A 13,859-nucleotide genomic window follows, 5' to 3' on the forward strand; every position below is an offset into this window, starting at 1 on the left:
TATCATGAATAAAATTATTGAAACCAATAGCGCTCCTCTTAAACGTGTTGAAGCAGATACGGTTACCGTTGATATTATTGAAAATGCATTGAAAAATGCCCGCGAAGAAATGGATGCAGTTTTATTTAGAACGGCAATGAGTCCAGGGATCCGCGAGCAAGGTGATTGCTTCCCTATGATCGCTAATAGAGATGGCAAGATGGTAGTAGGTCAGTTTGGCTCATTTATCCATGGATTTATGGAAGCCTTCACCGGTCAAATGGAAGAAGGAGATGTGTTACTCACCAATGATCCTTACATGTGTAACGCTGCCGTATCTCACTTACCTGATTGGTTAGTACTTGTGCCTATTTTCCGTGAAGGACGCCACATAGCATGGTCTGCCATGTTTGGGCATATGTCCGATAACGGCGGTATGGTACCGGGTTCAATTCCAATTAAAGCCGAATCCATCTTCCAAGAAGGGATACGTATACCACCTACAAAACTGTATAAAAAAGGTGTGTTGCAAACCGATATACTTGAACTTATTTTGCATAATGTGCGTACCCCGCAATGGAACCGATTTGATTTAAACGCGTTAGTAGCTGCCTGTAACACGGCATCAAAACGAGTGATTGAAATTGCCGACCGTTTTGGCGATGACGTGTTTTATTCCACTATGGAAGTGATGTTAGAGCGCAACCATACTGCTATGTCTGCCATCATTAATATGTTGGTACCTGAAGAACCTCGTGTGTTTGAAGATTATTTATGTGATGACGGCGTGGGTAAAGGACCATATAAAATTCGTTGTAAAATGTGGCGTGAAGGTGACAAGGCTATATTTGATTTTGACGGTACTGATCCGCAAGCAAAAAGTTCGATTAACTTCTATCTCAATGAAGATATGTTCAAAATGTTTTTCGGCTCATTCACCATTAACTTAGTGGATCCGCAAATATTGTTCAACGATGGTTTCTACGATCTTGTGGATGTGCGTATTCCTCAAGGTAGCTTGTTGAAACCTAATTATCCGGCAGCATTGTCGGGCAGAACCCATGCATTGGGCAGAATTTTTGATGTCATGGGCGGCTTGTTAGGACAGGGTGCACCTGAAGCGATGAATGCGGCGGGCTTTTCAGATTCTCCCCATTTATTTTATTCTGGTTACGATGATAAAGGCGAGTGGTTCCAACTGTTTCAAATTGGTTTTGGTGGTATTCCTGGACGCCCTGCCGGTGATGGCCCTGACGGTCATTCTTTATGGCCAGGCTTTACCAACGTGCCGAATGAGTTCATTGAAGCGTATTTCCCATTGCGGGTAGAAGCATACGAAACCATACCTGATTCAGGTGGTGTAGGTCTGCATCGCGGTGGTAATGGATTATCAGTGGGTTATCGTTTCCTAAATGATGGCCAAATTGCAATTCATGATGATCGTTGGTTAACCTACCCTTGGGGTGTAAATGGCGGAGCGCCAGGTTTGCGCTCGACTAAGTTACTAAAACGCGCTGATGGTACAGAAGAAACCTTGCCAGCAAAATGTGAAGGTATTGAAGTGAAAAAAGGCGATATCCTTTACTTTAATACATGGGGCGGCGGCGGTTGGGGAGACCCACTTCTTCGTGAACCACAGTTAGTGTTAGATGACATTAAGCGTTCACTGGCAACAGTACAAGGTGCTCTGGCTTATGGTGTTGTAATTAGTGATGATCTGACCATTGATGTTCAGGCTACAGCTGATTTACGCGCTAAAATGGCCGCAGAGCGTGGCGATGTGAATCTGTTTGATTTCGGTGGCGATATTGCCGATATTAAAGCTCGTAGTATGCAAGAAACCAACTTGCCTGCACCACAAACCCCTGAGTTTTAAGCAGACTCAAACTAACCCATAACAGCGAGTTATGGGTTCTCTGAAATTGCCTAAATGTGGTCGGAATACTAACCGACCACATTTATTTTTTTAGATTCCAACTGACGTGAAATTTAACTTTGTATTGTTAACAAAGCTAACAAGCATAACCGCTTTTAACCTTCATTTATCGTCCAAAAATCACAGCATAGCTAATATTAAAATGTTCGTAATTCACAGCGGAATTTATGTTGTTATGGGTTTATAATACGGCCTCATTTTTAAGGGTAGTAAATATATTATGTCTTTTTTAGTCAATTTCGTTCGCAATTTTCTGGGCTGTATCATTGCCCTAGTTGACATCATCACTCGACCACGAAAACAAAAGCGCAGCGCGCAAGCTCAGCAACAAGTAGAACAAGAAATTCAGTCTATGGCTTTGTACCAGTTTTTTGCTTGTCCTTTTTGCATTAAAACCCGCCGAGCATTGCATCGCTTGAATTTGCCCATGGAAACGCGCAATGCCAGCAAAGGGAGTGAATTTCGAACTGAACTTGAACAACAAGGTGGTAAAACCAAAGTGCCATGTTTGCGTATTTCACAAGACGGCAAAGATACTTGGATGTATGAAAGCAACGATATTATTGGTTACTTAGAGCAACGCTTTGGTTCGGTTAGTTAACCTTAACGATTAAGGCTTTCACAAATTGAAAGCCTTGTTCTAACGTATTCCTCGTTCGGTTTCTAAGTAAGTCGCGAAACTCCCTAGCCAGTGACTCCCCATGTAATGCATGTCGTGTATGACTGAGTCGATACCTGATTTTTTATGGGCTTTTGCTGCATTTAGAATAGACGCTCTGCGAGGATCATCAACATTTAAAGCAGATGCTATACCTTCTAACATCCATGCTCTGCTTAAATTCAAACCATCTAGGTGAGCGAGTTTGCCATCACTTTTATCCACCACTGTGGCTACATCTAACCATTTCGCATTGCCATTGTTGGGGATGATGGGCAAAAACGTCGATAACCATTTTGCATATTGCTCAGTGGGTAACACCCGTCGCATTAAGTCTGCCTCAGCAATGCATGGGGAGAGAAAATCTTGTCCTGATGGTTCATACGCTAGGGGACAATTGACATCATTGATGTATAAACGGGTAATGTTCGCCTTCAATAACTCACTAAACTCATTATTTTTGGCCGTCGCGCTCCAGTCCAACATGAGCCCGAACGCAAATGCAGTTTGGCTATGCTCGCCAACACGGATAGGAAATGAGAGCTTAGGCAACCAATCGCTTACGTTGGCCACTATTTTGTTTTCTAGAGGAGTTAATATATTTAACCAGTGTTTGGCTTTTGGATTATCCCATTCACGCAATTCGGTGGTTAGCTGCAAAAACCAAGCAAGTCCATAGGGGCGCTCAAAACTGGTGCCCGTATCCGCACGATTGAAATACGCCAACTCTGCTGCTAAATTTTGTTGGGTGAAACTTTGATTCAGGCTTGCCATTATACTTTGGTAATGAGTTGAGTCTGGGTATTGGCTAGCAATACGGGTCAGTAACCAGTGCCCATGTACTGAGGAATGCCAATCAAAACAACCATAAAATGCCGGATAAAGTCGCTTGGGTGTCTTTACATCTTCATCACTGGTCATCATATGTTTGATGATATTAGGATATTCTTTATGTACACACTCGAGGGCAAGTTCGGCAAACCGGTCAATAACTTCGGCTTTGCTTGGCTCGATGGTATTTGTACTCGGTGCGCTTACCGCAGCACAGCAATAAATGCCAAACAAAAAATATATCGCTTTGATTTTCATAGGTAATTTTCATTAATTGAAATGGTAGCAGGAAGCTTGAGTCTAACTGCTATGAGTATTCTCTGCAACGGGATAGCGTTGTATTGTTTTTTTGACCTTATTTGCGGAAGTTGCGCCGTCCAACTCTATTTATTCCCTATCTTAGACTACACTTAATGCTGCAAGAAATTGCAAACGCAACTTTAGTCAATGCTGATGTCGGCTTACTTCAAACCAAGGAGGTTTTTTCATTTTCGTAAGTGCGTACTACTTTTTATTCATGGAGCAGAAAAGTTATGATTACAGATGACGTAAATAAATTAGTATCCAACAATATTTTCAATCAAACCGCAATTAAATTAAAACCTAAGCAGTGCAATAAACACAGGATTGTGAATCTGTCAGTCACATCAGATAGTGTTGTCGGCAGAGCCGTTATCGTAACTGATCGGCAAACTCATCATATAGAAGTTGAATGGGGTGATGGACAGACAAGTCGTCTTAACGTAGGTTACGCTAGCCATTTCGAAATCTCTGCATTTGATGGAGATAATGGCTTGCAAGCAGGAACTTACGAGTTTTTTCATAGATATGATGTTACCTATGTGGAACATATGTACGCTGAGGGGCTCTTGGTGCCAGCGCCCACGGACTATGTAGTGGTTGTTAAAACCATTGATTTCAACGGTCTGCTCGATTCCACAGCGGCAGATATAAGAATTGAACCGAGTTATCGACTCAATTATTACCAACTCACTGTAGGTCTTAAAAATAAATGCGACGGCGGTGGGTTTAATGAATTTACCATCAGCCAGTTCGAAGGTGGTGAGCTTTTAAAAGAGTGGGAATGGCATCCGTCCGATGATTTCATCTTCGCGATACCAACCTATCGAGTTCCCGATAGTCAAATAAGCCAAGTGTTTACCGTAACTGAACCTGAAAACCCGCATAGAACAACGACTCCGCAAATTCGCTTTTATTTTGTTGAGTTCGACCGATGGTACAATGATAGAGGAAGTTTGGGTTATCGGAATGGTCTCACATACTATTTAAGTGGTGAACAGGAAAAAGCTTCAGGTACGTTGGAGGGGGAGATTATTATCGAAGATGAAAATCCACTATGGGACAGCAGTTGTGATTTGATGTTTACGGTTGATTGGGAAATAAATTTGTTAGTTCCAATGCCGGATAGTCAGCCATTATCATTTTCGCCCAACTGATTATAAAGACTCTGTTCAAAAATGACTTTCATGCCAACTTAATTAGGTTGGCTTTTTACTTGTTTATAGCATCTAATCGAAAGAAAATAATAACCTCAACCTTTACTCTTCTATAATTCCTCTTCTGATAGATTGAAATTACCGAAAACGGCCTCACTTTTAGGACTCGCAAGTAGAATAATTATGGAGTAACCGATGTCGAATTTGGTAGAAAAGTTAAATTGGCGCTATGCAACAAAAAAGATGGACGCAAGCAAAGCGGTCGCCGAAGATAAAGTAGAACGGATTCTTGAAGCTATACGTTTAACGGCTACCTCAAGTGGTCTGCAACCCTATGAAGTCATTGTCGTAAAAAATCAAGATTTGCGTGATCAAATTGTACCCCACGCGTTTAATCAGACACAAATCTCTGACTGTTCACACCTTTTAGTATTTGCGGCCTGGGACAATTATACCGAAGAGCGCATTAATCATATGTTCGATTTAGTCAATGAAGAACGTGGCATTATCAATGAAGGCTGGGAAAACTACCGTAAAATGATTTTGGCTACTTATCCGCCAAGAGATCCAGAGATCAATTTTCAACACGCAGCTCGCCAAGCATATATCGGTCTTGGTACAGCTTTAGTTGCTGCCGCTGAAGAGGGAGTTGATAGTACTCCTATGGAAGGTTTTGTACCTGAAAAAGTGGATGAAATTTTAGGTTTGACTGAACGCGGATTGCGCTCGGTAGTATTATTGCCTTTGGGTTATCGTGCAGAAGAGGGCGACTGGCTTAAAAACCTGAAGAAAATTCGTCGGCCTAAGCAGGATTTCGTCACTGAAATTGACTAATTACCTTAAACTTTTTTAAGTGCTACAAAGTGCAGAGTTATTTAATAGATAATTCTGCATTTTTTTTGATTATCTGAAAGTCGTTCGCGTAGCGCGAATCGTTTTCACGAAAAAGATAACTGTTGGCGAAAATACGATAGACTTTTTCTCTCTTAAAAGATGATATAACCTCGGGTAAGTTGTTATATCAAGTGCAATTTAAGTTGCACGTCAAACCAATGAAGCCCTTTTAATACTTCACGTAATGAGCAACAAATCAATAATTGCGAATTTCATTTTATTTTTATAGAGGCTTAACATGTTACAAAATACAATAACGTCATGGGGGAGCGTTTCAAAATCATTACATTGGGTAGTGTTGCTGCTAATCATTGTTGAAGTTGCTTCAGGTTTTTTGATGTCAGCAACTTATGGGTTTGCTTTGAAATACCCAGACGTGAATTCTTTTCATGACGTCATCGCACAAATTCATCATACCAATGGTTTTGTTTTATTGTTATTGGTCTTTTTTAGATTAGCTTGGCGGTTGATGGGGGTTGTTCCACAGCTTCCTTCCGGTTTTAGTCGTTTCAAACAGTGCTCAGCAAAACTAACACACGGACTACTTTATGCGCTTTTGTTATTATTGCCGCTATCTGGATGGGCAGCGCTATCAGTATTAGCGGATTCTGCTGAATACGGTGTAACACATATATGGTTCTTTACAACGGATGGGGTAATTCCTCCTATTCTTCCTATCCAAGACATAAACAGTATGTTCGGTTACTCCTTTTTTGGAAAAACCCACCGTTATTTGCTTGTTGCAGGCGGCGTGATTCTGGTCATTCATGTCTTTGCGAGCCTATGGCACCACTTGGTTGAAAAGGATCAAATCTTACTTCGAATGTGGCCGGGTGGCCGCTGAAATGAAAAGAGTTAGAGTCACTTAATTTTATCGCTTTTAATAGAATAATTGATTCTGGCTGTTTATTGCTTTTTGAGTAAAATAGTGTCTAAGTCTATTGTCAAAAGCCAAGTTCAAATTCTCGCTGAGTTTCAGCCAGAAACCGTCTCGCCTCTTTACATTTAACCGAGTAACGATTCCACCTTATCTCACATGTTTGGCCTGCATTACTGCTACCTGTAGCCACTTTAGATAGGTGCGTATCTCTTAACTTGTCTAACTGTTTACTAAAAAATAAGTGTAAATCTTGGGTAGAACCGACGATAAGTTAAATATCTTCTTTACTGCCTTGAAAGCTTTTTTTTTAAATCCTAAATTTTAAACAAGGATTAGACGATCTTGCTGGAAGATTGAAGGCTTTTAAGTAACAGCTTTAATGTTCCAGCATCTAATTCATTATTGAGTTTATTAACATCCAGATGTAACAAAATCGTAAGTTGGGAGTTCGTTTGCGCCCGCTGGTGGAATATAGGTGAGGTAACAATTCGGGCTTCTAAGGGGGATGTTATTATTAGTAATCCCACTGAACCCAACAATTCTTGAAGGGGAAACGAAGAATTGTCCACCGCCAAAGGTGTCACCATAAGCCCATTCATCATTTAACTGAAGTGCGTTAGCAATGCCGGTTGTTCGGTTTGCACTTGGAAATCCATAAACTGTAGAAATATCGTCCACGCCGTCACCGTCAAGATCAACATTGCCCTCGGCGTCGTTAACAACACCTTGGATTATTGCTTTAGCATAAACCAAGTTTACCGCTCCGCTTGCTGTTCCTGCCATACCTTCTAAAACAGCTTTGTTCGCATCCGAACTCAAATTGATAAATTTGGGAGCTGCAACCACTGACAAAATTCCAAGAATTACTATTACAATAATCAACTCTATTAGGGTAAACCCCTTAGCTTTTTCTAATTTCACTACAACTTAACCTTTCCAGTACAACAATGGGGGGTATTTTAACCCACCAAATATTGACTATCTATTATACTTTGGATTATTCACTTTTGTTTTAACTGTGTGCCGTTGCTACTTGGATCAAGTAGGTTGCTAGCATGGTGAGAAGAATTGATCCGTTTCCAATGGACTTGCTTACAAACGAATAAAGGAAAATAGATGAATTTGCTAATTACAGGTGGCAGCGGACTGATAGGTTCAAAGCTCGTAAAACATATCAAGGCTGAAAATCAGCTTACGATATTAACAAGAAATCCCAAGATTGCTGAAGAAAAACTTGGAAGTGGGCTAACGTATATTTCGAGTTTAGAGCACTTGTCTAATTTGAACGACTTCGATGGCGTGATTAACTTAGCTGGCGAACCTATTGTAAATAAACGTTGGAGCTGCGAACAAAAAACGATTTTAGAAAACAGTCGCTGGGAAATGACTAAAAAGTTAGGGTCATTGTGTGTGGCAAGTCAATCTCCTCCTAAATTCTTTATTAGTGGATCAGCCATTGGTTTTTATGGTCGTCAAGACGTACAAATTATTGACGAAAATTTTGATAAACCCAATAAGGAATATAGTCATAGTTTGTGTGCTACTTGGGAGAAACTTGCCTTAGACATTGAAACTGAAGAAACTCGGGTATGTGTGCTGCGAACAGGTATTGTTTTGGCTAGAGATGGCGGCGCTTTAGAAAAAATGCAGCTACCATTCAAATTAGGTTTAGGTGGACCAATAGGGGCAGGGGACCATTACATGTCATGGATTCATATCGACGATATGGTAAGGGGCATAGTGCACCTAATTGATAATGCCGGCTGCACAGGAATTTACAATTTTACTGCCCCTGAGCCCGTTACCAACAAACACTTCTCAAAGGCATTCGCCAGTGCATTGCATCGCCCTTGCATATTATTTACTCCAAAGCTTGCACTTAAACTCGCAATGGGCGAAATGGCTGATTTGTTAATCTACGGGCAACGAGTTGTCCCAATGAGGTTGTTGGAAAGTGATTTTCAATTTAACTTTCCTAATATTGAACAAGCGTTTTCAGATTTGTATGGAGGTTAACTGATACATAATCAGTTTATTGGCTTTTGCAGATAGTTCTTACTAACGCGCAATGCAGCTTTAAATACTAAACGTCTCTGTTGTGACAAGTGATATTTTCGAGCCCATATACCACTTTCTAGCTTAGGGAGATTTCTAGTTTAAATGGCAAGGCTTCACTAATTACGCTGCTGTTTTTTAAAAATACATTACCGTTTGCAGAAACCTCAGCTTCGATAATAGACAAATTATTCCCATGATACATTGTGGCTTCGCAGGTGAAGGCGTCAGCTTTTGATTCAATTATTTTTAATGGTTTGAATTTTGAAAGAAGACCAAGCTGTTTATTATCATGGATGTAATTTTTAGCCCACATGAAATCGGGAAGTGAAGGGGCGTTTTTGCTAGCAATAATGTAAAAAGAATGGCCTTCTGATTGAATGAAAAAACAAAAAAAACACAAATACTCTAATACATTATCTTGAGTTAAATGAATGGAATGTACGCCGTTACAGTCATGGATAGGCGCGCTTAAGCCGTTCAAAGTATAATAATAGGTATTGCCATTCTCGAGATTAGCCTCTAGAAAATATAGCCACTTATGCGGGTTTTCAAAGTGTGATGAATGGAAGGCAATCAACCTAGCTTTAGGGTAAAAACTTAACGGAGCGCTTAAAAAGCGAATTTCATCTTCAGATTTTTTTTCACCTAGAAAATGTCGAAATGTATTGATTAGTTTAGTGGATTCTATGTTGGTTATGGGGTGCCAACTTAAACCTGGGAGCGAAAAAAAAGGCCGCGTGCATTTTAAATCGCTAACGAAAGGTGGACTAAGCATATTAATATTAGCAATTTCAAAATTAATAAATGCATCAATACTCTCTTTTTTATTCGACTTGAGTGAATAACTCTCTTTAAAGTGCGCTAGCGAGATGTGAAATTCGTACACGCGCCAATCAGGTTGTAAAAACACAAATCCCTTGTAGACCTCGGCACTTATTTTACTGGTAAATTTGGCTACACTAGGGAGTTGCTCAATAGCTTTGGTAAACCTTGCATCAACTTGTGCGTCAAATAACTCAGTAATATTAAAATCAAATTGCTTAATTTCGCAGTTGACCTGGTGTTTATTGAGACATGACTGGCAAAGATGGGGACCGCAATTACAACCTGATACTTTCTCAATCAAGATGTTTTTGTGGCAACTCTCACAATTGACTTTCATTCTGCTTTACTGCTATCTATATCACTATTTGTGCTATTGACTAATGTTTGCATTTTAACCAGATAGGATTTGTAGATCTCGTCTAAAGTAATTTGATTTCGTGTTGTTTTGAGGGAGGTTTGCATTCCATTTATATTCTCTCGTAATAGCTCTGAAGCTTGCTTAAGGTTGTATTTATTTTGTTTAATTTGCTCACTCAACTGTTCAACCTGTCTATTTAATAAAAAATGACAATCGAGATCCAATTTGTTTCTAGCACCGAACAGGCTTCCACCGCAGACCTGACAAAAATTGTAAATACTTTTATTGGGTTGTTGACATTGGTGACATATTTCATATTGAGCATTTATTTGCCGCATAGATTGAGATATTAAGTCGATTACAATGGGAATGACAGTTAGCAATATTATGGCCGGTGTAAACAAGGAATTTTCACTGCTATCAAAGAATTCTAGCGAGACATATTGGTTGTATGCCACTATGCAAGCGAATGACGTCAAAGTTACGATTTGTGCGATAGCGCGCTTGAACTTTTTAGTTTTTATAGCGGCTAAAAAATACACTATTTGAATTAGCAAAATAAAAGCATAAAATACTCCCTCTAACTGAGCATACAAAATATCTTTAGTGATTGGATTGTTGAAAGCTAGCAAAAAATTGGGTATCAAATTGTTACTGGCAAAGGAAGAATCCCAATACCATTGCGTGATGACACAATATAAGTAGAAAGATAATTGCAAAAATACGGCCCAAATAACTAAAGACCAGAATAAGAAGTGAAATGTTACTGTGAGTATTAAGAAGTATTTGGTACTCGCTAACTGTGACACATAGCGACTACACTTTAGACATATTGGAAAAAACGACGCTACTAGCCATATCACTGTAATTCGTCTAATGTCCACATGAGCGGAAAGCGCAAAGTAGAGTGGTGCAATAAGCACTGCAATATAAACACGCTGATTAAGCATGTATAAAAAGTAAAGTTTTAAATCATATAATGCGTTTTTTTCAGCATTGGAACCGTTTTTTATTAATGTATATTCATAGGAAAAGCGTCTGAATAATAACCATATTTTATTAAAAGCAAAACCTGCAGAGTCACTTAAATACACGATAATAAGAAAGGTGCATAGGCCGAATAAAACGATTAGTAAAAATTGAGGAAAACTTCTGTCGGAATTAGCAAAGCTCATTTCTATGTTGTGGATAATAAACAAAAACAGTAGTAATACTAAAATGCATACGATTAGCGACGATAATGAGTTTAGCTTTGATGATACAAATTTGTTTATTATTCTTACCAACAGCAAAGCAATCGAAAGCCCGAACAGCATTGATATGCCTTGTTGCCATATCCCTTTAGCGTTTAAATAAAGTACAAAATACACTCCGGACAGCATCAGCATTATGTTAAAACTAACACGCCAAAATTGACTGCTTTGGGTTATCGTTGCATGATTAAAGGTACTTTCTTTTAAGTTTTGGTGAGTTGTAAACGTCTTTTCAGTGGTTGTTAAATAATATATATATGCCAATAAACCTGGGATAATTAACAATAAAATCGAATATTCGGTACTGATATTTAGGTGCTTTGCAATAACTGCATAATAGATAACACCTAGCATCAAATAACCAGTGCTCAACATCCAAATGCAAAGGTATTTAATAGCCCCTTTGTTCACTTTTTTGGTCCTCTTGCTTTCATATCTTGTGCGACCGCTGCCTTTCGAACCTGCTTCAACAAGCCTAGGCACTCTATGATTTGTCTGAGACCCGCATGTCGATACCTAATATGCTCTAACTTTTTTTCATCCCCTTCAGTTTCAGTCGACTCTAATGATAAAGGTGATTGGTGAAATGCTTTGACTAAACCTAAAACCATGGTTTTAGAAATATGTAAATAGCTACCGCAACTAGGACAGTATTTGGCAAGTTTTGGAGCTTTATAACTGCATGCATGGCACGTGCTGTTAACGCGGTAAGGGCCAGCCAAAACATTGATAATAAAATGCACTAAAAATGGTAGAGCAGAGAAGATGAATACTTTCGGTGGTAAAGTCCAAGGAACTAAAGCCGCCACTTTGCTTTGACCTACATAATTATCGTAATACACAGTCAAACTAAAAATACTAACGGTTAGCAAAAACCATAAAAAGCGATATTGCTCTTTGCGTATGAAAATTGCGTACAGCCATACAATAATAGTGGAAGATACTATTGCGTAAATTATACCTTCAATGTAAGCCAGCAAAAAGTCCAACTGAATAGGTTGTCGAACAAAATAAAACCAGTAGTTTGGAAACACACCGTCTTGTAAATTCCAACCGAGGGAATTGAGTAAATTTCCCAATTCAAAGTAGGCTATATAGGCTAATAAGTAGATAACATGAGAAGCAAACGTCACAACGAGCAAGGTTGAGATGACACTTTTAAATAATACAAAGAAAAACTCTTTCGAAAGGGGTTCTAATAACCTAGCTGTTTTAATCAAAAATGGTAAATTTAACGCGATGATAAGAATTACTAGAGTTGATTGGGTATTGAAGGTTAGTAGGCAGTAGAAGTATAGGGGGATAAACAAAAAGTGAATGTTAAACGTAGAGTTACTGAACATAAGCAACAAGAAGTGTTGTCCTTTAACAATTTTTTCGTTGCGTTTGTTGCTTCGTAAAATATGCAACACATCGCTATTGTGTTTGATAAAACGGTTAACAAAATACCAAATTCCCGAAAAGCCGATGGTTATGCCTGAAGCTATTAAAAGCAAGCACAAAAAAACGGAGAATATGCCAATTAAAAATTGCCGCGGCTGAATTTGCGATGAGATAGCAAATACAAATTCAAGTATTTCAAGAGATACAAAATAAGCGATTACAACCGCGACTAGGGCCGTCCAAGTAAGCCATTTGTAATTCGCAGAAAGGGATTTGATCAAGGTAATTAAACCGAATGTATACAGACTAAATAACAGCAACGAACAGAGGAAAAACAGTGAACCCTGTAAAAATGAAATCTCAGCTCGGATTGTGATGAATAGAATATAGGTCAGAATAAATGCCTGTATTGCAATTGTGCCAAGGTGATAGCCAATAAGATGAAACATCCCATTATAGGCACCTTTGTTCAACAGCTGTCCTTGATTGATGATGTCATTAACAGTTGAAATATTTCGTATTGAATCGGTTAAATCAATAAAGATGTTGTATATGCAAAATAGTGCGATGCATAAGGCAAAATATGCACTGTGAGTGATGGGGTAAATATATTCAAAAACTAATGGGTAGCTATAAAAACACGTGAGTACATAGGTCAGTGCGACGCAAGTATGAAAGACTAGCGCTATATTCGTGTTTTTGTTGTGTTCATTACTCGATGGCATTTTGCGCAAGTCCGTTTACATTTGAATATAACATGCAATAAAGTTTTTAGAGATTATCTAAAAATTAACATGTTTATAACTGTGCGACAAACATTCAACACAAAGTCAACTTTTTACAATTGGACAGGCATAATTTTTCAAAAGGACTTCAAATAAAGGAAAAAGCGGACAGGAAAATAAATACGAAAAAAATAGACAAAAAAATAAATAAACAGTCATCAACAAAAAATAAAATAAATAGACAGTCAAAATAAATAGAAAAAAATAAATAGACAGTCATTACTAGTCATCTACCGATTTGACGAGATTAATTAACGCTTAGGAGCAATTTAATGGGTGCGAAAATTAGAATTTTTGATAAAAATAGATAAAAACTGGTTTTTACGCTGCTATACCCGATTGAAATTCAGCCGTCGTACCGCATTTCATCTGCGGGGACCTTTAAGCCATAAATTTAGGTTTTTTGAGCTCTTTAAAGCTTCATCCTAACCGTATTTCTGTCGACGTCGGCGTTTATATTTGTTGAGGGTATTGATTTGACCTGCGGCCACACTAAACGATGTTTCAAAACTTGAGAATAAACATTGCCAGGATTTTTCATTCAAACCAAGTCGTTGTAAAA

11 protein-coding genes are annotated in these 13,859 nt (G+C 38.7%); 6 read left to right on the forward strand and 5 right to left on the reverse strand.

The features are described 5' to 3' along the window. The first annotated feature begins 4 nt into the window (after positions 1-4). Both KO530_RS00155 and KO530_RS00160 read left to right on the forward strand, forming a co-directional pair. Positions 5-1,855, forward strand: a complete 1,851-nt coding sequence (locus tag KO530_RS00155; protein ID WP_216046372.1) for a hydantoinase B/oxoprolinase family protein — start codon at positions 5-7, stop codon at positions 1,853-1,855. A 280-nt stretch (positions 1,856-2,135) separates the two neighbouring features. Then, positions 2,136-2,516, forward strand: coding sequence for a glutathione S-transferase N-terminal domain-containing protein (locus KO530_RS00160; RefSeq protein ID WP_216046373.1), 381 nt, complete (start codon positions 2,136-2,138; stop codon positions 2,514-2,516). Between the two features lie 39 nt (positions 2,517-2,555). Here KO530_RS00160 and KO530_RS00165 read toward each other — a convergent pair whose 3' ends face one another. Next, positions 2,556-3,662, reverse strand: coding sequence for a DUF2891 domain-containing protein (locus KO530_RS00165; RefSeq protein WP_216046374.1), 1,107 nt, complete (start codon positions 3,660-3,662; stop codon positions 2,556-2,558). 275 nt (positions 3,663-3,937) lie between these two features. Between KO530_RS00165 and KO530_RS00170 the strand changes: the two genes are divergently transcribed. The 3 genes from KO530_RS00170 (at position 3,938) to KO530_RS00180 (ending at position 6,599) form a co-directional block, all read left to right on the forward strand. Next, positions 3,938-4,861 (forward strand): hypothetical protein, encoded by a 924-nt coding sequence (locus KO530_RS00170; protein WP_216046375.1) that lies wholly within the window; start codon positions 3,938-3,940, stop codon positions 4,859-4,861. Between the two features lie 195 nt (positions 4,862-5,056). Further along, the gene (locus tag KO530_RS00175; protein ID WP_216046376.1) at positions 5,057-5,695 is read left to right on the forward strand and encodes an NAD(P)H-dependent oxidoreductase; all 639 of its coding nucleotides are present in this window, start codon (positions 5,057-5,059) and stop codon (positions 5,693-5,695) included. 298 nt (positions 5,696-5,993) lie between these two features. After that, the gene (locus KO530_RS00180; protein WP_216046377.1) at positions 5,994-6,599 is read left to right on the forward strand and encodes a cytochrome b; all 606 of its coding nucleotides are present in this window, start codon (positions 5,994-5,996) and stop codon (positions 6,597-6,599) included. A 447-nt stretch (positions 6,600-7,046) separates the two neighbouring features. Here the strand turns inward: KO530_RS00180 and KO530_RS00185 are convergent, their stop codons facing one another. After that, a complete protein-coding gene (locus tag KO530_RS00185) occupies positions 7,047-7,556 on the reverse strand; it encodes a prepilin-type N-terminal cleavage/methylation domain-containing protein (protein ID WP_216046378.1) in 510 nt (169 codons plus the stop codon). Between the two features lie 195 nt (positions 7,557-7,751). Here KO530_RS00185 and KO530_RS00190 point away from each other — a divergent pair, with 195 nt between their 5' ends. Next, the gene (locus KO530_RS00190; RefSeq protein WP_216046379.1) at positions 7,752-8,651 is read left to right on the forward strand and encodes a TIGR01777 family oxidoreductase; all 900 of its coding nucleotides are present in this window, start codon (positions 7,752-7,754) and stop codon (positions 8,649-8,651) included. Between the two features lie 118 nt (positions 8,652-8,769). Here KO530_RS00190 and KO530_RS00195 read toward each other — a convergent pair whose 3' ends face one another. The 3 genes from KO530_RS00195 to KO530_RS00205 are packed head-to-tail and all read right to left on the reverse strand — an operon-like array spanning position 8,770 to position 13,237. Beyond that, the gene (locus tag KO530_RS00195; RefSeq protein ID WP_216046380.1) at positions 8,770-9,855 is read right to left on the reverse strand and encodes a hypothetical protein; all 1,086 of its coding nucleotides are present in this window, start codon (positions 9,853-9,855) and stop codon (positions 8,770-8,772) included. Then, positions 9,852-11,540, reverse strand: a complete 1,689-nt coding sequence (locus KO530_RS00200) for a zinc ribbon domain-containing protein (RefSeq protein WP_216046381.1) — start codon at positions 11,538-11,540, stop codon at positions 9,852-9,854. Before KO530_RS00200 ends, KO530_RS00195 begins: the two co-directional genes overlap by 4 nt. Next, on the reverse strand, positions 11,537-13,237 hold the full coding sequence (locus KO530_RS00205) for a hypothetical protein (protein WP_216046382.1): 1,701 nt from the start codon (positions 13,235-13,237) through the stop codon (positions 11,537-11,539). Before KO530_RS00205 ends, KO530_RS00200 begins: the two co-directional genes overlap by 4 nt. Positions 13,238-13,859 lie beyond the last annotated feature (622 nt).

It is taken from the genome of Aliiglaciecola lipolytica (assembly GCF_018860635.1).
Taxonomy (GTDB): Bacteria; Pseudomonadota; Gammaproteobacteria; order Enterobacterales; family Alteromonadaceae; genus Aliiglaciecola; species Aliiglaciecola lipolytica_A.

Coding starts and splice junctions, on each gene's coding strand:
- KO530_RS00155 (WP_216046372.1), top strand. CDS start 5: ATGAATAAAATTATTGAAACCAATAGCGCTCCTCTTAAACGTGTTGAA.
- KO530_RS00160 (WP_216046373.1), top strand. CDS start 2,136: ATGTCTTTTTTAGTCAATTTCGTTCGCAATTTTCTGGGCTGTATCATT.
- KO530_RS00165 (WP_216046374.1), bottom strand. CDS start 3,662: ATGAAAATCAAAGCGATATATTTTTTGTTTGGCATTTATTGCTGTGCT.
- KO530_RS00170 (WP_216046375.1), top strand. CDS start 3,938: ATGATTACAGATGACGTAAATAAATTAGTATCCAACAATATTTTCAAT.
- KO530_RS00175 (WP_216046376.1), top strand. CDS start 5,057: ATGTCGAATTTGGTAGAAAAGTTAAATTGGCGCTATGCAACAAAAAAG.
- KO530_RS00180 (WP_216046377.1), top strand. CDS start 5,994: ATGTTACAAAATACAATAACGTCATGGGGGAGCGTTTCAAAATCATTA.
- KO530_RS00190 (WP_216046379.1), top strand. CDS start 7,752: ATGAATTTGCTAATTACAGGTGGCAGCGGACTGATAGGTTCAAAGCTC.
- KO530_RS00195 (WP_216046380.1), bottom strand. CDS start 9,855: ATGAAAGTCAATTGTGAGAGTTGCCACAAAAACATCTTGATTGAGAAA.
- KO530_RS00205 (WP_216046382.1), bottom strand. CDS start 13,237: ATGCCATCGAGTAATGAACACAACAAAAACACGAATATAGCGCTAGTC.